General features: G+C 46.2%; 16 protein-coding genes. 13 read left to right on the top strand and 3 right to left on the bottom strand.

The window, feature by feature from the left end:
- Positions 1-22 precede the first annotated feature (22 nt).
- The 3 genes from QFZ80_RS18405 to QFZ80_RS18395 all read left to right on the top strand — a co-directional run bounded on the left by QFZ80_RS18405 (position 23) and on the right by QFZ80_RS18395 (position 4,580).
- The gene (locus tag QFZ80_RS18405) at positions 23-2,128 is read left to right on the top strand and encodes a PAS domain-containing protein (RefSeq protein ID WP_307555414.1); all 2,106 of its coding nucleotides are present in this window, start codon (positions 23-25) and stop codon (positions 2,126-2,128) included.
- Positions 2,129-2,301: 173 nt separating this feature from the next.
- On the top strand, positions 2,302-3,450 hold the full coding sequence (locus QFZ80_RS18400) for a Gfo/Idh/MocA family protein (RefSeq protein WP_307560406.1): 1,149 nt from the start codon (positions 2,302-2,304) through the stop codon (positions 3,448-3,450).
- A gap of 56 nt (positions 3,451-3,506) precedes the next feature.
- Positions 3,507-4,580, top strand: a complete 1,074-nt coding sequence (locus tag QFZ80_RS18395) for a Gfo/Idh/MocA family protein (protein WP_307560404.1) — start codon at positions 3,507-3,509, stop codon at positions 4,578-4,580.
- Positions 4,581-4,982: 402 nt separating this feature from the next.
- Here the strand turns inward: QFZ80_RS18395 and QFZ80_RS18390 are convergent, their stop codons facing one another.
- Positions 4,983-5,495 (bottom strand): thermonuclease family protein, encoded by a 513-nt coding sequence (locus QFZ80_RS18390; protein WP_307560402.1) that lies wholly within the window; start codon positions 5,493-5,495, stop codon positions 4,983-4,985.
- Between the two features lie 214 nt (positions 5,496-5,709).
- On the opposite strand from QFZ80_RS18390, the gene QFZ80_RS18385 reads away from it, so the two are divergent.
- The 3 genes from QFZ80_RS18385 (at position 5,710) to QFZ80_RS18375 (ending at position 10,022) form a co-directional block, all read left to right on the top strand.
- Complete coding sequence (locus QFZ80_RS18385) at positions 5,710-7,392, top strand: DNA repair helicase XPB (RefSeq protein ID WP_307560401.1); 1,683 nt, start codon at positions 5,710-5,712, stop codon at positions 7,390-7,392.
- Between the two features lie 16 nt (positions 7,393-7,408).
- A complete protein-coding gene (locus QFZ80_RS18380) occupies positions 7,409-9,445 on the top strand; it encodes a helicase-associated domain-containing protein (protein ID WP_307560399.1) in 2,037 nt (678 codons plus the stop codon).
- A gap of 127 nt (positions 9,446-9,572) precedes the next feature.
- Positions 9,573-10,022, top strand: a complete 450-nt coding sequence (locus QFZ80_RS18375) for a YlbF/YmcA family competence regulator (protein ID WP_307544932.1) — start codon at positions 9,573-9,575, stop codon at positions 10,020-10,022.
- Positions 10,023-10,025: 3 nt separating this feature from the next.
- On the opposite strand, the gene QFZ80_RS18370 is transcribed toward QFZ80_RS18375, so the two are convergent.
- Complete coding sequence (locus QFZ80_RS18370) at positions 10,026-11,030, bottom strand: asparaginase (protein WP_307560396.1); 1,005 nt, start codon at positions 11,028-11,030, stop codon at positions 10,026-10,028.
- A gap of 47 nt (positions 11,031-11,077) precedes the next feature.
- Here QFZ80_RS18370 and QFZ80_RS18365 point away from each other — a divergent pair, with 47 nt between their 5' ends.
- The 6 genes from QFZ80_RS18365 to QFZ80_RS18340 all read left to right on the top strand — a co-directional run bounded on the left by QFZ80_RS18365 (position 11,078) and on the right by QFZ80_RS18340 (position 16,175).
- Positions 11,078-11,341: a YlbG family protein gene (locus QFZ80_RS18365; RefSeq protein WP_029195610.1), complete on the top strand. Its 264-nt coding sequence runs from the start codon at positions 11,078-11,080 to the stop codon at positions 11,339-11,341.
- A gap of 211 nt (positions 11,342-11,552) precedes the next feature.
- Positions 11,553-11,990: a hypothetical protein gene (locus tag QFZ80_RS18360; protein ID WP_029195611.1), complete on the top strand. Its 438-nt coding sequence runs from the start codon at positions 11,553-11,555 to the stop codon at positions 11,988-11,990.
- 112 nt (positions 11,991-12,102) lie between these two features.
- Positions 12,103-13,014 carry a selenium metabolism-associated LysR family transcriptional regulator gene (locus QFZ80_RS18355; RefSeq protein ID WP_307544935.1) on the top strand — a complete coding sequence of 304 codons (912 nt, stop codon included), beginning with the start codon at positions 12,103-12,105 and terminating at the stop codon, positions 13,012-13,014.
- Between the two features lie 75 nt (positions 13,015-13,089).
- Complete coding sequence (locus tag QFZ80_RS18350) at positions 13,090-13,947, top strand: PHP domain-containing protein (protein ID WP_307560393.1); 858 nt, start codon at positions 13,090-13,092, stop codon at positions 13,945-13,947.
- Positions 13,944-14,825, top strand: coding sequence for a UTP--glucose-1-phosphate uridylyltransferase GalU (galU, locus tag QFZ80_RS18345; protein WP_307544939.1), 882 nt, complete (start codon positions 13,944-13,946; stop codon positions 14,823-14,825). Before QFZ80_RS18350 ends, galU begins: the two co-directional genes overlap by 4 nt.
- 27 nt (positions 14,826-14,852) lie before the next feature.
- Positions 14,853-16,175 carry a UDP-glucose dehydrogenase family protein gene (locus tag QFZ80_RS18340; protein WP_307560391.1) on the top strand — a complete coding sequence of 441 codons (1,323 nt, stop codon included), beginning with the start codon at positions 14,853-14,855 and terminating at the stop codon, positions 16,173-16,175.
- Positions 16,176-16,237: 62 nt separating this feature from the next.
- Here the strand turns inward: QFZ80_RS18340 and QFZ80_RS18335 are convergent, their stop codons facing one another.
- Positions 16,238-17,998 carry an Rqc2 family fibronectin-binding protein gene (locus QFZ80_RS18335; RefSeq protein WP_307560389.1) on the bottom strand — a complete coding sequence of 587 codons (1,761 nt, stop codon included), beginning with the start codon at positions 17,996-17,998 and terminating at the stop codon, positions 16,238-16,240.
- Positions 17,999-18,180: 182 nt separating this feature from the next.
- Between QFZ80_RS18335 and QFZ80_RS18330 the strand changes: the two genes are divergently transcribed.
- Positions 18,181-20,973, top strand: a complete 2,793-nt coding sequence (locus QFZ80_RS18330) for a calcium-translocating P-type ATPase, SERCA-type (protein WP_307560387.1) — start codon at positions 18,181-18,183, stop codon at positions 20,971-20,973.
- The last annotated feature ends 63 nt before the right edge of the window (positions 20,974-21,036 follow it).

Raw genomic sequence — 21,036 nt, 5'->3', positions numbered from 1 at the left:
TAGGGGAGGTTAACATCTTAGAATGGATAAGGTCGAAGACAGCGCATTTATTGGTGTCATTATTCTAGACGCAGATTGGCATTATACATATATCAACGAATATGCAGCAAAAATTTTAAATCGTACGCCTAATGAATTATTGGGTAAAGTCGCTTGGGCAGAATTTCCTGCTGCGATACGGTATGCTTGTTACGATCAATTCCATAAAGCCCGTAAAAATAAGGAAGAAGTTCATTTTGAAGAATACATAAAATCGTCCAATCAGTGGGTAAGGATAAGTGCATATCCATCTGGCGGGAGCTTGCATATTGCAATCCGTAAACCGGATTTTGCTGAAATTAGTTCATTGCTAGAAAGTGAGTATTATCTTAAATATACAGAAAATTTTCAAGATTTAATCACATTGACTTCAGTAGATGGTAAATTTCGATATTTATCCCCAGCTATTCATCCGCTGCTCGGTTATGAGGTGGATGAAATGCTCGGTACTCGTATCTTGACGTATTGTCATTCAGATGACATTGAGATGCTAAGTAACATTTTTACAGATGAAAATCATTCAACTGTTGCTGACCAAGGGATGATCACCTGTCGTTTCTTACATAAAAAGGGTTGGTATGTGTGGTTTGAGAAGAATTTCAAATGGATGTTAGATGAGGATGGCAAGAGATCTCAGAAATTAGGCATTTGGCGCGATATTACAGAACGTAAGCTGGTCGAGGAGCGTTTTGTTCAAGCACAAAGGCTGGGGCAATTTGGCAGCTTTGAGCAATATTTAACCGATGAGTATTGCATGTGGTCCGAGGAGATGTACCGTATCCATGGTCTTGATCCCGTAGATTCCATGGAATTAAGCAAAGCTACTAAGCAAATTGTGTCGGATGATCGCGAGAAAGTCGCACTTGCTTTTGAGACAGCTATACAGGCTGGAGTATCAGAAGTCGAGTATAGGATTGTTCGCAGCGATGGAGAGGTGCGCCATCTGAAATCTCAAATCGAGCGAGTCATCCGCGATAACGGTCGTACGGCTGTTAGGGGACTCATTCACGATATTACAACACATAAACAAATTGAAGCTGAGCTTAAAAGAAGCAAAGCTAATTTGGAAATTGCGCAAGAAATCGCGGGATTGGGTCACTATGATTGGGATGTAATCAGGAATGATTTGCATTGGTCAGACGAGTTGTTTACGCTGTTTCATATGCGTCGTGAAAGGTTCGGGAATACAATAGAAGCCTTTTTTAATATGGTTCATCCGGATGACACCGTTAAAGTGAAAGAGGCAATTCGTGATGCTCTGCATGGCGGTTTACTAGATATGGTGTATCGAATTATAGTGAATGAACATGAGGTTCGAATGATTCATACCATGGCCAAAACGACCTATGACGAATGGGGGAGACCTTTGCGTCTATTTGGTACGGTGCAGGATATCACCATACAGAAACAGACAGAAGAGCTTCTTCGCAAAACGGAAAAATTGAATGTCGCTGGACAATTGGCAGCAGGTATCGCGCATGAGATCCGTAATCCGCTTACGGCACTTAAAGGGTTTGCTAAGCTGATGTGTCATGCAAACGAAGAAAGCAAGCTGCGGTATTTTCAGATTATGCTAGAAGAATTTAATCGTATCGAACTGATCTTAGGAGAGCTTCTGATTCTTGCTAAGCCACAGGCTGTAGCCTTTCATCCTCATGATACAACAGTTATTCTTAGCGAAGTCATTGAACTGCTGAATACAGAGGCAATCATGAGCAATGTGATCATCGAACTAGATTATGAACCAAATCTTCCTCTGGTTAAATGTGAGCGCAACCAATTGAAGCAGGTTTTCGTGAATATGATTAAAAATGCCATTGAGGCGATGCCAACAGGAGGCTGCCTGCATGTATCTGTGCAAAAGGTTGCGAGCGGTGTAGCTCTCTATTTCGCAGATCAGGGAATGGGTATTTCGGAGGAGAGGCTGCCGCGCATAGGGGAACCCTTTTATACGACGAAAGAGAAGGGGACTGGGCTAGGTGTAATGGTTAGCTTCGCGATTATCGATGAACATCAAGGACATATCGAATATCAAAGTAAGCTAGGCGTAGGCACCACGGTCCTTATCCAACTGCCAGCTTTTTCGTAAAAAGGGAGGGAAAAAGACCAAGAAACTGGTCTTTTTTTCATTTCTTTCAATCTTGTAACTGTCAAAGTTCGCAATAAGGTGGTCAATCTGCGACAAGATGCTGTCTTCCAAATATGCTACATTGATAACGTGTGCAATAATTGTGAAACTAACAAGAAAAAGGTGATAACCATATGGAGAAAGTAAGGATTGGTATTATTGGTCTGGGCAATATGGGAACCGGACATGCCAAATATTTGGTGAAGAATGAAGTGAAGGGTGCTCAGCTAACTGCTATTTGTGAGTTCAGAGCGGACCGCTTGGAATGGGCGAAAGAAAACCTAGGTGAAGGCGTCCAATTATTTGACAATCTCGATACATTCCTTACTTCGGGGACAATTGACGGTGTATTGATTGCGACTCCGCACTATGATCACCCAGATGTAGCTGCCCGTGCATTTAAAGCCGGACTCCATGTGTTGTGTGAGAAACCAGCAGGTGTTTATACCAAACAAGTTCGACAAATGAACGAGGCTGCGCAAGCTTCAGGTAAAGTATTCAGTATGATGTACAATCAACGTACAAATCCATTATATAAAAAGTTGAAGGATCTGGTTTCTTCCGGAGAGCTTGGTGAAATTCGCAGAACGAACTGGATTATTACAAATTGGTACAGATCCCAAAGCTACTACGATTCAGGCGGCTGGCGTGCAACATGGGCAGGTGAAGGCGGTGGTGTACTTATTAACCAGGATCCGCATCAGCTTGACTTGTGGCAGTGGACGATCGATATGATGCCTAAACGAGTTCGTGCATTCTGTTATTTCGGAAAGCATCGCAATATCGAAGTAGAGGACGATGTAACCGCATTCGTAGAGTATGAGAATGGCGCTACGGGCCTATTCGTTACAACAACGGGCGAAGCACCGGGGACGAACCGATTTGAGTTGTCCGGTGACCGCGGTAAAATTGTGATCGAAGATGGCAAGCTAACTTTCTGGCGTTTGCGCGTATCCGAGCGAGAATTTAATGAAACCTACACGGGTGGATTTGGGCAACCGGAGTGCTGGAAATGCGAGATTCCAATTGAAGGGCAAGAAACAGGCCACAAAGGCATCACGCAAAACTGGGTGGATGCCATTCTACATGGCACGCCACTTGTCGCTCCTGGGGAAGAAGGAATCAAAGGTCTGATGCTTTCCAACGCCATGCTGTTGTCAACGTGGACAGACAATTGGGTAGATCTACCGATTGACGAAGAACTGTTTGAGCAGCATTTGCAAGATAAAATAAAAAATTCCACTGTTAATAAAGAGGCTGGCTTTAAAACACTTGTAGTCTAAAAACATGAACACCCCGCGCAAATGCGTACATGGGTAAGATAGTGGAGGAATCGGACATGCAAAAAAGCGATGGCATGAATTACGCACCAAAAGGGAAGCCGAACATTGTGGTACAAAAAGGGGAGTTCGTTTTCGCAGCTATTGCCCTGGATCACGGGCATATCTATGGTATGTGTAATGGTTTGCAGGAAGCAGGAGCAGAGCTCAAATGGGTTTATGACCAGGACGCCGCTAAGGTAAAGGCTTTTGTTGAGAAGTATCCCCATGTGAAAGTGGCTGCATCTGAGCAAGAAATATTTGACGATGCGGAAGTCAAACTAATCGCTTCAGCTGCTGTACCTTCTGAACGCGGAGCGTTAGGTGTCCGAGCGATGGAGAATGGCAAAGATTATTTTACAGATAAAGCTCCTTTCACATCGTTAGATCAACTGGCTGCAGCCAAGGCAGCTGTTGAAGCGACGGGTCGCAAATTCTCTGTATATTACAGTGAGCGTCTCCATGTGGAAAGCGCCGTGTTTGCGGGACAACTCATTGAAGAAGGTGCAATTGGCCGTGTCGTGCAGGTTATTGGTTTAGGACCTCATCGACTGGGTGCATCGAATCGCCCGGATTGGTTTTTTAAGAAAGAAAATTATGGCGGGATTCTCTGTGATATCGGCAGTCATCAAATCGAACAGTTTCTGCATTATGCAGGGTGCAAGGATGCGACCGTTGTTAGCAGCAAAGTGGCGAATTACCATGCGAAGGATTATCCGGAGCTGGAGGATTTCGGTGACGCTACACTGATCGGGGACAACGGGGCGACAAACTATTTCCGTGTGGATTGGCTTACTCCGAGTGGTCTGGGTACTTGGGGAGATGGACGGACGGTTATTCTAGGAACAGAAGGATATATTGAACTGCGTAAATATATTGACATCGCTCGCGATCCGCAGGGAGATCAGTTATACCTGGTCAACCAGCAAGGAGAAAAGCACTACAGCCTCCATGGACAAGTAGGCTTTCCTTTCTTCGGCCAGTTGATCTTGGACTGTTTGAATCGTACAGAGCATGCTATGACACAGGCGCATACGTTCAAAGCAGCAGAGCTGTGCTTGCTTGCTCAGGCGAATGCAATCCGTGTGGAGTAGGCCGACACATAACTGTACAAAAGCCTTCATGGGCATCGATAATTGCCTTTTGGCATGATAAGACAGTTGTACGTTTAGCTTATAATTCGGGTAGTCTAGCGGTAATATCGCTAGCTGCCCGTTTTGCGTTTCGCCCTCCAATCATCACTATTTCCGATGGTTACTATCATTTATTATAGATAACTCTGGTAGTTCCTGCCATGGTAAAATCGTTCTCAACCAAAGGATAGGGGGAGTTACCATGTGGAATCTATACGAAATAGAGAAAAGATTTGAGCAGCATATAAGAGATGTAGAAAAGCGCTCAAGAAGGGCCCATTGGTACGAAAATAAGGAGAGAAGGGGTTTTCGTTTCCTCCCGATTACTGGCCTGCTATCGGCACTTGCCTTGGTAGTTGTCGGTTATTTTTTGGTATCAAATGCTTTATCGTAATCCTTCCATAAGCCTTTCTTTTTATTACGGGCTGTTTCTTGATCTGTCTTAAAGGCATCCACGTACTTGATGTTCGGAGGATATGTAGCGATCCGCGCATACCCCTCTTGAACAAGGGTGCGGTTAAACAATTCTTCACCGATCCATACGTAAACGAGCAAGCGATCATATGGATCCTTCTTATCTACATCAAATTCAAGCTCGACGGTTTCCTTCTCCAATCGCTTCTTCGAATAAGCACTTGCTTCTTTCCCATAAAACATAACCGGCGTATTAGGTTTCTTCGTCTCCGGTGTGTCAACACCAATTAATCGAACTTTCTCTTTCTTCCCCTTCATCGTGACCTCAAACGTGTCACCGTCCACAATACGTTCCACTTTTACACGCTCTCTGCCAGCTACAACTGCCTGTTTACTCCCGCAAGCGGTCATCAAGATAACTAGACTAAGCAGCAGAGCAAGAGAGATTTTCCATTTGCGCATGAAGGACCTCCTAAGAGTTTTCCTTTAGGAAAACTTGCATCGTAAGCATTGACTGAGTTTTCGTAAGAAAACTTTCTTCGTAAGCATATGCTGAGTTTTCCTTTAGGAAAACTTGCCTCGTAAGCATTTCCTTAAGTATGTTTTAGACGTTAGCATGGTGGGGATGTTTAAATCAAGTGCTTTCCTTTCATACTAGGAAAAAAGGAGGCAGCACATGATTGCCATGGATCCTACCCGTCCTCTGATTGTTCAGAGCGATTTATCGATATTAGTGGAAACGAATCACCCGGAATTTGAAACTGTAAGAGGGACAATATCCCGTTTCGCAGATCTGATTAAAAGTCCAGAGCATCTCCATACGTATCGGATTACGCCATTATCGCTATGGAATGCATCAGCTGCAGGGATGCCCATAGAAGAAATGTCGAACTTTTTACAGCGAAATGCCAAATTTGGTGTCCCTCCCACGGTGCTGAGCAATATCCGGAAATATGTACAGCGGTATGGCATACTGCGTATGGAGAATGTCGGAAATGAGCTCTATTTAGTTAGCGATGATACTGTCGTGTTTAAAGAAATTTGCGCGTACGATTCGTTGAAGATGTATTTAGAGGATACCCGCGGAGAGCGCGCTATTGCTATTTCTCCAATTTCACGTGGTATTTTGAAGCAAGAACTTGTCAAGCTGGGGTATCCTGTAGAAGATTTGGCCGCGTATCGCATCGGTGAATTTCTTCCGATTCAGCTTCGGAATGAAGATACGATGGAAGCGCCTTTCCAATTGCGGGATTACCAAAAGCATGCTGTAGATGCTTTTAACCGTGTCGGAGAAGGCGGCAGCGGTGTATTGGTGCTTCCATGTGGAGCAGGGAAGACTGTGGTCGGCATTGCCGCGATGGCCAGGTGCAACTGTGCTACATTGATTCTGACAACCAATGTTACTTCAGTGAAGCAGTGGAAGCGTGAGATATTGAGCAAAACGGGTTTAGCGGAAGATCAGGTAGGGGAATATAACGGCACTACGAAGGAAGTAAGGCCTATCACGATTGCGACTTATCAGATTTTGACGCACCGAGGGAAGAAAGAAGACGAATTCTCACACATGCGGCTGTTTAGTCAGAGAGACTGGGGGTTGATTATTTATGATGAGGTTCATCTTTTGCCAGCCCCCGTTTTTCGAGCTACAGCAGAGATACAAGCGACTCGCAGGCTCGGATTAACGGCAACTTTAATTAGGGAAGACGGTCGAGAAGAAGACGTTTTCTCCCTTGTGGGACCGAAGAAATATGATATGGCTTGGAAAGAACTTGAGTCTATGGGCTGGATAGCCAAGGTCGCCTGCAAGGAAGTACGAGTGCCTCTATCAGCTTTCGATCGGGATCGTTATGGAGCCTCGGGTGCTAGGCAGCAGTTCAGAATTGCTGGAGAAAATGCCGCTAAGCTAGATGTTATAGACCACTTGCTGCGGCTTCATGCGAATGAACAGACGTTAATTATCGGTCAATATATTAGTCAGTTGGAGCTTATCGCTGCCCATACCGGCGCGCCCATGATCAGCGGTGGAGTGGCGCATGAACGCCGAGAAGACCTATACGAACAATTCAAGAAGGGTCAGGTGCCCCTCCTTATTGTATCCAAGGTTGCCAATTTTGCTGTGGACCTGCCCGATGCCGTTGTAGCCATTCAGGTGTCGGGCAGCTATGGTTCGCGGCAAGAAGAGGCGCAGCGGCTTGGGCGAATTCTTCGCCCAAAGAGCAGCGGTACGAACGCAGCTGTCTTCTATTCTCTGATTAGCGAGGATACGAAGGAGCAGGATTTTGCAATGAAAAGGCAGCTTTTTCTAGTTGAACAGGGCTATCAATATAGCATAACGAGTTGGAATCAAGAGGCGAAATGACGAGAAGGAGCATAGGATGAGATTTGAACATATGGATAGGAAAATGCCCCGAGAACTGAGGGAGCTCATAATTGAACAAAAATGGTGCGCTTCTTTCCTAGAACAAGGAGTGGCATTACCTGAATTAATGACGGATCTGAAGTACCTTGCTGAGTTGAACCGGCATTTGTCATTGGATGAAAAGCATACTCTGCGTTTCATCTTATCCGCTTTCGGCTGTGAACCGTTTACAAGAGACGCGTTGGAAAAGCAAGCAGCTCTTCGTATGGCGGGTGCGCAAGTCGCTCTAGGCCTTGTCGGACTTAGAAGAGCAGGCGTTATTGCGGCTTTTCGCAAATCTTGGGGGGAGCAGCTTTTTATCCTGCCTGAGGATGCTTTTGCAGCGTGGCAGATGTTATTGTTTCCGTCCGATCAGCTTCAAACAGGTAAAGAGGATATGGCTCTTGAGCTGTGGGAGGCTGGGAGCTCAGGGCAATTAAACACATCAGATCCAGCAGCACCGATACACCCTAGAGGCTTGGCACAGCAGCTATTTCATTTTCTGGTGGTTTGTAACCAACAATCATCTCTACCACTCACGAACAAAGGGACTTTACATAAAAAGCAGCTGCAAAAGCTAACGGAACATCTTGCTTTGCCCAATGATATTTTACGCTCTGCTGGGCTTACTTACGCATTTAGAGACGTTTATAACGAACCTGCCGCACTAATAATTGAAATGGCTATTCGTATGGGTTTCCTCACTATTCATAGCCAAGGTGACCGATACCTCTTCAATCAACAAGCCTGTCTAAGATGGCTTCAGGACTCCTACGATAGGCAGCAGGGGCAATTATATCAGACTTGGCGTCAGTTGTTGGTTCCAGCACCTGTCTGGCTTGAACATGGCATATCATTGATGGAGAGAGGAGAGTTCGGACATTGGTATGATGTGGACGTTATTATAAAAAAAATCGGTTCTTGCTGTTCCCTCGGTGGGCAGGTGACGGAAGAATCATCACTTCGTAAGGCTATCATGACCACTTGGATGGCTCCTTTGTCTGTTTTCCGTTTCATAGAGTTGGGTACCGACAAAGAAGATCATCTATGGTTTCGATGGTTAATCACACCGAGAGAAGAGATCGCACACGATAAGGATAACAACCTTAGATCGTCAGAAACGAATGTTGAGGTGCATCCCTCGCTTTATGTGCAGCCGGATTTTGAAATGCTGCTTCCCCCTGACATATCTCTTCGCACAGAATGGGATATCGCGGTTTTCGCTGACCTCCAGACGACAGATCTTGTTCGTACCTATCGCATAACCAAAGAAAGCTTCTACCGTGCTTGGGAAAAGGGGATGAGCAGTGAAGAGATGATTCGGATGCTGCATGAGAATGCTCTTTACGAAGTACCCGCACATATTACGATTACTTTACAGCAATGGGGAGAGCAGGCCGGTAAGGTGTATATCGAAGAAGTTACGCTGCTTCGCTGCCGTTCCGAGGATATTGCTGAGGCCTTGCTTAGAAACGAGAATTGCCTACCACTTCTTGGGAATCGTGTTGGCGGCTCAGACTTTATTATTTTGCGAGAACATCTTACAGTGCTTACGAAGTGTTTAGAGAATATGGGTTTCAATCCACGAAGCAGCCGCAAAGAAGAGAATACAACGATTTCCAATCCCTTGATTTCGCCCGAAAATCAGACCGGTGGCCTTTGTTATTCACGGGATACCATCCAGCTCTATGAAATGGATACCCATTTGCCGGAGCGGGACGAATTGTATCCGGATATGCAGGATATTCCTGTAAGCTGGATTAAGGAATTTCGTGAGTATCACGGCTCTACTCGCAAAGAGATGATCCGCAAAGCTATTGAATGGAAAAGCGTTCTGCAGCTTCGTAAAGAAGGACGAAATCGCTTCATTATTCCCCGAATTCTTCGCGAAGAACGATCGGGCTGGATACTGGAAGGACTGGAGGAATATCAGGAGATTTCTTTGGCGAGCGAGGATTGGGAGGAAATGAAGCTTATTTTACCTGGTATCAACGATGAAGGTGTTTATACTTAGGTTATAATGATCAAATGAATCATGGACGAGGATTTCGCTGCAAAGAGAAAAGGAAGAAACTCTTGGGGAACTGTGGTATAGTAGAGATGTTATCTATTCTTTGAGAGGAAGGATGTTGATCGTAGTTATGTTACAGACAATGGAACCAGAAACAATAGATATGTCGGCCGTTCTTATGCAGGCTTATGACATGGGTGATATGATTAATTCCTCTGCTGAAGTGGCAGATTATTTATATTGGAAGATCGCTGTGGAGAACAGCGCGGAAGTTCGGGATCTTAAAGCGGTTTTCGCCAGAAAGAAAGATGCTTTCGAGGAATGTGAACGTTTCGGGCATTACCACCCAAGCTATCACGAAGCCTTAGCCGCGGTGAATGAGATTCAGGAGAAGCTGCATGCTGTTGAAGCGGTACGTAGGTTTAAAGAAGCTGAAGACCGTTTGGATGATTTGCTGTTTACAGTTTCCACAACGATCGCGCATGCGGTCTCCGATACGATTAAAGTCCCAAGCAATAATCCACTTCCAACTGGCAAAGGCTGCAGTTCAGGTGGAAGCTGCAGCGGGAATTGCGGGTAAATACTAAAGTTGGAAATCGGGGCGGATGATTCCGACCTCGGTTCCCTGCCAGTTATGAATGGTTGGGGTATGATAGGAGGCAAGTTCGCCTACTTCGGATTCCGAAAGCAAGCTTAGCTGCTTCAAAGCTTCGACGACAGCGGGGTACAAGGCCCGGACATTACCGTCTTCGATCTTTAAGACGAAGCCTAGTCCCTGCTCAGGAATCGTGATGGCGAAGATGCCTTCGGCTCCCATCTTGCCGATGATACGGCCTTTGGTTACCTCGATTAATCGCGTATCGAAGCGGTCGCTTCCTGCGAGGAATTGAGGATATTTTCGCACCGCGTTGACAATTCTTTGGCAAGCGTTTGCACGTGCTTGCGGTAATTCGTCAGGACGGCCTAATCTGGCGAAGGCAAGTGCCAGTCGGTCAATTGTCATGCCGAATACGGGCACTCCGCAACCGTCAATCCCGAGCTGCATCTGCGGCTTAGGCACGCCGGTCATGGCGCATACCGCATCGAGCATAAGTCGCTGGACAGGATGCTGGATGCTCATATAGGTATCCGGCAATGCACCAAGGTGTGCGCTAAGCGCTAGCATGCCCGAATGTTTGCCCGAGCAATTGTTGTGCAAGGTGCTCGGGGATTCTCCTCGCTCGCGCATCGCCTGTGCGGTAGGCGCGTGGTAAGGATCATGTGCACCGCACTGCAGGTGCTCATGGTGGTAACCGAGCTTGCCCAGGATACCCTGGGCCGTGCTCACGTGCTCAGCTTCCCCGTTGTGGGAAGCGCAGCATAGGGCGATTTCGGCATCAGTGAGGCCGAAATGATCTGCCGCGCCGGATTCTATCACCGGCAATGCTTGAATGAGCTTCGCCGTCGAACGGGCGAAGGTGAGCAGCTGCGGGTCGCCTGCTTGATGCAGCAGCGTCCCTTGGGCGTTAACAACCGCGAGGTGGACGCGGTGAATACTTTCTGTTAGGCTTCCACGGCATATACGGACGATGGTGTCAGAAGGCTTCATGTAGTGGTATCACTCCATACTAGGATTATTGAAAAGAGGTTGCAATCATGATGATCGAGCGTAGCGGATTAATCATTTGGGTAAACGATATCAAAGCCGCGAGAAACTTGGAACGGTTCGGTTCCCTTCATTACATATCCAAGAAAATGAATTATGCCGTTCTTTATATACATGCAAGCAAAGTAGATGAGACAACACGGAACCTTTTGAAGCTCCCGTACGTCAAAAAGGTAGAGAAGTCGTACCGTAACGAAATTAAAACCGAATACAGTAGTGATGTGCCGGACAAAACTAGATTTTACACCCTTTGAGGCTGCAGTGCAAAACGAAAGCTTCGTAAGAAGCTTTTTTTATTTTTTGAATTTTTAGAAAATAAGCATTTTTTCATGATTTCACAAATATTTATTAATAATTTTATATATTCTTTCATGGGAAAAAAAGTTATAATCAAGTAAAATATAACTTACAGACAGATAGGGAATAGGTACACGGTCTCATTTTAGTAGGAAAGGGGTTGTGATCATGAAAGACAAGGTGATGGGGAGATGGAGTACTTATGAACCATTCTTCGTACAGCTGGGTGACAAGAAAGTGGCGGATGTCGTGATCACGAATCATGCGAAGCTGAGATGGAGTGATCGTGTTTCTAGCGAAAACAATTCACTCGAGGAAATATGCGCTTTTCTGTGGGAAAAGCTTAAAAATGATAGCATCGTCCCGTATTATCGCAATGAAGAAGACGTTTATCTCATTGATGATGACCTTGTCGTTGTTGCCGAGTTCTCGCATTTGGAGCATGAGACTGATCTCGTGGGTAATCCGCTTCACAAAATGATTATTGTTACTTTCCTTGGGAAAATGTCAGAAACGATGGAGCTTCGTGATTTGAAGTCCTATTATTCTTGGCTTAGACACTCGCGTCGCATGACACTGATCAAGAACAGTCGTAAGCGTCGATAACCGAATAGGTTGCTTAGCTGGAGTGTGTCGATGACGGCATGCTCTTTTTTGCGTCTTAATGGACTGTGTGCTTGCGATTTCATATAATGGAAACAAAGAGAGGCGGGTTTACATGGCACTTAATTTTCATCAACTACATATTTTCTTTACCGTGGCGGAGAAAGGCAGCTTCTCTCATGCGGCGGGAGCCCTACATATGACACAGCCTGCGGTGACCATGCAGGTACAATCACTGGAAGATTATTTCGGCGTCAAGCTATTTCACCGCAGTACCAAAAAGATCGAGCTATCCGAAGCGGGACGAGCTCTGCTGCCTTTTGCTAAAAACAGCATTGAGCTTATTCGTGAGACGGACGTCGCCATGTCCAAATTTACGAAGATGATTGAAGGGCGGCTGCAGTTGGGCGCCAGCTTGACGATGGGGGAATACATTTTACCTCGCCTTCTTGGACCCTTCAGCAAAGACTATCCTAATATCTCCGTATCGATGAAAGTGATGAATACGACTCAGATCTTGGACGAGGTCCTGGGTCATCAGCTCAATTTCGGACTTGTAGAAGCGCCCATTCATCACCCGGATGTCCATACCGAAGCGATTCTTAGTGATGAGCTTAAGCTTATCGTGCCTGCGGACCATCCGCTAGCCGATATGGAGGTTGTAACTCTTGAAGAGCTGCTGAGATATCCGTTTGTTCTTCGTGAGCAAGGTTCCGGGACGAGAAGAGTGATGGAAGAGGAGTTCGCGCGCTGCAATATGGATTGCTCTTCCATGAAGATTGTCATGGAGCTCGGCAGCACAGGTGCTATCAAATCAGCTGTTGAAGCGGGTTTGGGTATATCCATTCTTTCTCAGTCGTCCGTCAAGCATGAAGTGACGCTAGGCCTCTTTAAAGTGAAGGAGATCGAGAACATTGCCTTCGAACGCAGCTTCTATGCCATTTACTTGAACTCTACGCTGCTGCCTATATCGGCTGTAAGCTTCATGACCTTCTTGCGACAAGAGGATTTGAGCCGCTTCCTATAATATTTTACATAAATCTACAGTTCGCTTAATGTTGAGTTCATAAATGTCATTTACGATGAAGGAAGGGAATAGAAAATGTCTGCAAGAATAGAAGCGGATTTACATACACATACGACAGCATCAGATGGGACTGAGCGCCCTGCGGCTAACGTTCAAATGGCTTTCGACGCCGGACTAGGCGCTATAGCGATCACTGACCATGATACGGTCTCAGGTGTCGCAGAGGCACTCTCAGCGGGTCGTGAGCTTGGTATTGAGGTCGTGCCAGGAGTTGAAATCTCCACGGTTGCTAATGGGCAGGATATCCACGTGCTAGGTTATTATATTGACATTAATAATGAGCAATTTCTTCAGAGACTGGCGTCTTTGCGAGATACGAGAGATACCCGCAATAACATGATTATCGATCGTTTGCAGCAGCTTGGACTAGACATTACAATGGCAGAAGTGCTGCGGGAAGTAGAGAATATTAAGAGTAAGGGCGATACAGTTGGAAGGCCTCATATCGCTGCAGTATTGTTAAATAAAGGCTATGTGAGCTCCATCAGTGAGGCTTTTGACCGATATTTAGGAACGGGTGCTGCCGCGTATGCCAATCCACCAAGGATCGAGCCAGCTACGGCGATTGGGTGGATTCAAGAAGCGGGAGGAAAGGCCGTCCTTGCACACCCGGGTATTTACCATGATGATGCCCTTGTAGAGGCAATTATCCATCAAGGCTTGGACGGTATTGAAGTCTATCACTCAGACCATACGCCGGAAGAAGAGGCGAAATATCTCAGCCTTGCACAGCGCTCCGGACTTCTCATAACGGCTGGTTCCGATTTCCATGGTGAGCGAGGCGGTGTAGTATTCCACGCACCTATCGGTTCGAGGCGAATAGGAATCGATGTTTTACAAAGCCTCAAGCCAGAGAAGGAGCAGCGTACATGAAGAAAATTCGCAAAGCTATTATCCCTGCAGCAGGTCTGGGAACTCGTTTCCTGCCAGCTACAAAAGCGCAGCCCAAAGAGATGCTGCCTATCGTTGATAAACCAGCCATTCAATATATCGTGGAAGAAGCGATCGAATCTGGCATTGAAGATATTATTATTGTCACTGGACGCAATAAGCGTGCAATTGAAGATCATTTTGATAAATCAGTTGAACTTGAGATGATGTTGGAGGAAAAAGGTAGCACGCAGCTTCTGGAAATCGTGCAATCCGTTTCGAATCTGGCCGATGTTCATTACATTCGGCAAAAGCAGCCCCTTGGACTTGGTCACGCGATTCTGTGTGCCCGTAAATTTATTGGGGATGAGCCATTCGCGGTTCTGCTTGGCGATGATATCCTCCAATCCTCACCGCCAGGACTTAAGCAAATGATGGACATTTATGAACAATCCGAAACGTCCGTCATTGCTGTGCAAGAAGTGCCTTGGGAAGATGTAAGTAAGTATGGTATCGTCTCCCCCTCAAGTAGCCTGGACAAGTACCAGTTGATCGAAGATCTGGTTGAGAAGCCGGACCGTGATCAGGCACCTTCGAATTTAGCCGTTATTGGGCGATATATCATTATGCCGGAAATTTTCGGTATTTTGGAGAGACAAGAGCCTGGCCGCGGCGGCGAAATTCAATTGACCGACGCTTTGCGTGTACTCAACAGGCAGCAGCAAATGGCTGCCTATCTGATGCAAGCTAAGCGCTACGACGTTGGTGATAAGATGGGATACATTGAAGCGACCATCGAGCTAGCCTTGCAGCGTCCGGATTTACAGGACCAAGTAAAAGCCTATCTATTATCTCTGATTCGTCAGTTGGAATTGAAATAGAGAAACGCGATGAACTTGGGAGGTTGGATGGAGCGAATTGCGGTTATTGGAACGGGATATGTCGGACTGGTATCGGGTACTTGCTTCGCGGAGATGGGGCATCAGGTTATTTGCGCTGCTCGTGACGAAGGAAAAATAGCTCGCTTGCAGCAAGGGGATATTCCAATCTATGAACCTGGTCTGAAGGAACTAGTCACGTCCAATCTGCTAGCCCACCGCCTATCGTTTACTTCGCTAATCAGTGACGCCATTGTCTTATCCGATATAATCTTCATTGCTGTTGGAACACCAACAGAGGACAATGGCGATGTGGATATGACCCAAGTTAACAGTGTCATTGCAAGTATTGCTGCCTATTCCACGACTTCCAAGATCATCGTAATGAAAAGTACCGTACCGGTAGGAACCGGTCGCTGGGTAGAAGAGCAGTTGAAGTCGTTAGCGGCTGCTCATTTAGACATGCATGTCGTTTCTAACCCTGAATTTCTTAGAGAAGGCTCTGCAATTGAGGATACCTTCCATCCGGATCGTGTTGTCATTGGTGCGGATCACCCGGAAGCAGGAGCCCGAATTGCTGCCCTGCACGCTCCTTTACGAACTGAATTGCTTCTGACTGACCGCGAAAGCGCAGAGCTTATCAAATACGCCTCCAACGCATTTCTGGCAGCCCAAATTTCGTTCATTAACGAAATGGCTCATGTGTGTGAGAAGGTGGGTGCTAATGTTGGCCTTGTGGCCAAAGGCATGGGGCTGGATCGCCGCATTGGTCCTCATTTTCTGAACGCGGGTATTGGATACGGGGGCTCCTGCTTCCCCAAAGATACGAAAGCGCAGCTTAAACTTGCTCAGAACGTCGATTATGATTTCAAAATATTACGTTCCGTGATTGAAGTGAATCACCTGCAGCGAGAACGTTTTGTACATAAAATTGAACGAGCAGTCGGCAAATTGAACGGGAAGCGAATAGCTTTCATGGGTTTGGCGTTTAAGCCGAATACAGACGATTTGCGTGATGCTCCCGCGCTCGATATTATTGCCGCACTTCAAGAACGAGGCGCCATAGTTAATGCCTATGACCCTGTTTCTACAGGGCATGCTGCTCGGCTGCTCCCGGAAGTGACCCTGTTCACCGATCCTTATCTTGCCCTCCATGAGGCTGACGCCATGGTTATCACGACGGAGTGGGAAGATATTCGACGCATGAACTGGCGTCTGATTAGAAGCCTTGTGAAGGAACCTCTCATCGTGGATGGACGGAATATGTTTGAACCGGAAGAGATGAGTAGACTCGGGTTTGCCTATGTGTCGATTGGCAGAAAAACAGCTGTTCCGGACATGGTTATTTCATGAAAATAGGACACAAAAGAACCTAGCGGTTAACTCGCTAGGTTCTTTATTCTCCAAATGAAATTTTATTTTATCGTGACATTCATCTGCTTAATCATGTTCTCATCAGGCGTAACGAATAGCGTCTTCTGATTCACATAGATGACAAATCCGGGTTTTGACCCATTTGGCTTGTGGACATGTTTTATAGCTGTATAGTCAACAGGAACCTGGCTGGAATGTTTGGCTTGACTGAAATAAGCGGCCAATTGGGCTGCCTCCAGCAGGGTAGTTTCTGAGAAGCTATCGCTGCGAATAACGACGTGGGAGCCAGGAATATCTTTCGTATGGAGCCATGTATCCATCGAAGAGGCAAGTCGATTCGTTAAATATTCGTTCTGCGTATTATTTTTACCAACATAAATAGGAACACCTTCACTGGAAAGGTAGCAGGCCAAAGCCGGCTTATCTTTCTTTTTCTTTTTTCGCTGTTTTTTATTGCGGTCACGTACATAACCTTGCTCCATAAGCTCATCGCGGATCTCTTCGATATCGGTTAAAGAAGCGACACTCAGCTGCTGCAGTAAGGAGTTTAAGTACGTAATCTCTTGATGGGTTTGTGCAATTTGTTCCTCGACAATCGCCGTGCTGTTTTTCATTTTTGTGTACTTTTTAAAATACCGCTGTGCATTTTCAGAGGGGTTCAAAAGTGGATCCAGTTTTATTTTTATCAAAGCCTGGTCCTCATCATAGTAGTTGATGATCTCGACCTCGCGATCCCCTCTTTTAATCATGTGAAGAGAGGCCGTCAACAGCTCACCAAGAATCCGATATTTGTCGGCTTCTTTGGAGTCATCAACGGTTTCTTGAAGTTTTTCCAACTTTTTAACATTTTTATTCGCTTCATTATGCAAAAAACGGAGCAAATCGGCTACACGTTGTTTGACCGTATCTCTTTCCGCTTTGTCGCCATAAAAGTGCTCCAAACAATCGCTCGGAGTCGCATATGACGTGGAAATGCCGGTAATGTGTGTTAACGGTGTCATGGCAAAGAACAATTTACCGGTACCTTCCTGCTCTACAATGACGGGTTCGTAGCGATGCTGACGCACAGCCGTCATGACACCATCGAAAGCTGTCCACAAGGCCGCAAGGTCATCTCCTTGTTCGTTGTTCCCGTCTTGACGGCTGCGGAATACGATTTCTTTGGCGATCAAAGGACTTAGCCCACTGAAGGCAGCGACTAATTTTTGTTCAGGTTTTTCCTTGGACTCTTCTTCACCTGGATCTTGAATAAGAGCATGCTGGAACGTGGAGGCATCAGCCTCTAGTGGATTCTGTTTATCCTGCTCAGGCGGCGTGACATACTTGCTTCCCGGCATGACAATTCGATAAGAACTGATGGCTGGCGTTACGTGATGGATACCGTCTAGAATTGTTTCCGTTGCCGGGTCCAGAAGAATAATATTGCTGTGTCGCCCCATGATTTCCACAATAATGTGTTTGGTGCTCATATCTCCTAATTCATCGCGATGACGAATTTGCAAACGGATGACACGCTCCATGCCTATTTGTTCCACGGCTTCAATTACGCCGCTCTCACAGTATTTGCGAAGCAGCATACAGAACATAGGAGCATCCATTGGGTTTAACGAGGACTGTTCAGTGATTTGGACCCTTGGATAGGTAGGATTTGCTGAAAGAAGTAGTTTCACATTTTGCCCTTGTGCTCGGATGTGCATAATAACGTCATTTTCGGTGGGCTGGTGAATTTTATTGATTCGGCCTCCTACACACATTTGCAGTTCGTGAATAATTGCATGAAGGACTAGTCCGTCTAAAGCCATGATACATACAACTCCATTCTAGGTTGAAAACTTTGCTAACCTCTATGATGCCATACTTTTCACAAAAACTTAAGCGTTTGTCGGCAAGAAAGATGATTTCAGGGATATTTTCCTGCTTGTCTGAATACATTTACGTATGAGTGAGAGGCAAGTATATGTGGAAGTGGGAGGGAGAAGGGCGGATGAGTCAGAATAAGTGGTACCAGTTGACATCGGAGGAAGTCCTGCAGTCACAGCAGGTGAGCATGCAGCAAGGATTGCCCTGGGAGGAAGCTTGGAAGCGACAGGCGGAAGTTGGTCGAAACGAGCTTTCCGAAGGGAAGCGTGTTTCTCCGATTACACTGCTTTTGAATCAATTCAAAGATTTCATGGTGCTGGTCTTATTGGGGGCGACCTTGATTTCCGGCTTGTTGGGTGAATATTTAGATGCCATTACCATTATCGTCATTATTGTGATGAATGGCATTCTTGGCTTTACACAGGAATTTCGGGCGGAACGTTCACTACGTGCACTTAAAGAACTATCAGCCCCTAATGCAAACGTTTGGAGAGAAGGGGCTATTCATCAAATACCAGCTCGCGATTTGGTTCCAGGCGATATTATTATGCTGGAAAGTGGCGACCGGGTGCCGGCAGATGTGCGGTTTCTGGAAACGAATGGCGTATATATCGAGGAGTCAGCTCTAACAGGGGAGTCCGTTGCCGTCGGCAAAATTACATCCGCTATATCTAATGATGAAGTACCTCTTGGGGATCAGCGTAATCTGGGTTTCATGGGTACGATGGTGGCACGTGGAACGGCCAAAGCCATTGTTGTTCGTACCGGGATGAGCACGGAGATGGGGAAAATCGCGGATCTGATTCAAAATACAGAATCTATGGAAACGCCACTGCAGCATCGTTTGGAACAGCTTGGGAAGATTCTAATCATTGTCGCGATTGCATTGACGGTTCTCGTTGTTGTCGCAGGTATTATGCATGGACAACCACCTTATGCGATGTTCCTAGCCGGTGTCAGTTTAGCCGTCGCAGCTATTCCGGAAGGACTTCCGGCTATAGTAACCATTGCGCTTGCACTCGGCGTACAGCGAATGATTAAGCGTAAAGCCATTGTAAGAAAATTGCCTTCTGTAGAAACCTTAGGTTGTGCCTCAGTCATCTGCTCCGATAAAACTGGAACATTGACTCAGAATAAAATGACGGTCACCCACTTATGGGTGGGCGGTGATGTGTTGGAAGTAACGGGGGACGGCTATGCGCCAGTCGGGGATATCCAATTAAGTGGACAAAACACAGATGCGCTTAGGAACCCATCACTCAGTAAACTGCTTCATGTGTCCGTACTTTGTAATAATGCAACTTTATATGAGGAAAAGCAGGAGTCAAAACGGAAGAAGGGTAAGGATGGCAAAGATGGCGTCGTCTCTGTTTGGAACATTAAAGGGGATCCAACCGAAGGTGCTTTAGTTGTCCTGAGTGCGAAGAGTGGCATTACCCAGGAATCGCTCAGCGAGAAATATAAGCGTATCGCCGAATTTCCTTTTGACTCTGAGCGTAAACGGATGTCTGTACTTGTGACTTCTGAACATGGTCGGATGGCTTGCACGAAGGGAGCTCCTGATGTTCTCATTCAACACTGCAGCTACATTCTTTGGGATGGAAAAGTGATTCCGTTCACATCTACGCTTAAACAGAAAGTGATTTCTGCGAATGAAGGCATGGCTAAGTCCGCTCTTCGAGTATTGGGGATTGCTTACAAAGAACTTAAGAGCAGTGACCGATATGAGGATTATGAAGATGTGGAAAACAGCTTAATCTTTGTCGGATTAACCGGCATGATCGATCCACCGCGTAAAGAAGTGCGTGAAGCGATCTCGAAGTGCCGTAAAGCAGGCATCAAAACGGTCATGATTACAGGTGACCATCAGTCAACGGCTGAGGCGATAGCTAAGCAGCTTGGCATGATTCCGGCGAATGGTGTCAGCATGAGTGGTCAGCAGATTGCAGGTCTTTCGGACGATGAACTGGATGCTAAAGTGAATGATACCTACGTGTATGCCAGGGTATCCCCTGAGCATAAACTGCGTATCGTCAAAGCTTTGCAGCGCAAAGGACATGTCGTCGCGATGACGGGGGATGGCGTGAACGATGCGCCAGCGATCAAAGCTGCGGATATCGGCATCGCGATGGGGATTACAGGGACTGATGTGTCCAAGGAAGCTTCTTCGTTAATTCTCAGTGATGATAACTTCTCCACGATCGTTGCAGCGATTGAAGAAGGACGAGGTATTTATGAAAATATACGTAAATTCATCCGTTATCTGCTTGCCTCCAATGTGGGTGAAATTATGACGATGTTCATTGCTATGATGGCCGGTCTACCCTTGCCGCTTGTACCGATTCAAATTCTATGGGTGAATCTTGTTACCGACGGCCTTCCTGCTATGGCGTTGGGTGTGGATCAAGCGGAGAAGGATTTGATGCAGCACAAGCCTCGCTCGGCGAAGGAAAATATTTTCGCAAGACGATTGGGTTGGAAAATTATTTCCAGAGGTATTCTCATCGGTATTTGCACCTTGGGTGCTTTCTGGCTCGTATTACGAGTCAATCCTACGGATGCCGGAACCTTACTAAAAGCGCAAAGCGTCGCGTTCGCCACGTTGGTAATGGCTCAGCTGATTCACGTATTCGATTGCCGCAGCTCACGCTCTATTTTCCACCGTAATCCTTTTCAAAATCGTTATCTCGTTCTCGCTGTGCTGTCTTCGCTTGTGTTGATGTTAGCCGTTATGTATGTGGAAGCTCTTCAACCGATCTTCAAAACCGTTCCGCTTGGTTTGAAAGATTGGATTCTGGTTCTGATTGCCGCTGGCATTCCGACCTTCTTAATGGGGCTGGGCAGTGTGCTGTCGCCAAAACGCAACAAGAATTCACGTTCTGTTTCATATAATTCTTCCAAACCGAGCTTTAGATAGTGAACAAAGCTGCCGTGAGGCGGCTTTGTTGCTTGAAACGAGCCTTAGATGCAATTCTAGAGG

Origin of the sequence: Paenibacillus sp. V4I7 (assembly GCF_030817275.1) — a bacterium.
Taxonomy (GTDB): Bacteria; Bacillota; Bacilli; order Paenibacillales; family NBRC-103111; genus Paenibacillus_E.
Note: the sequence above shows the minus strand (reverse complement) of the source record. Positions and strands in the feature narration are given on the sequence as shown.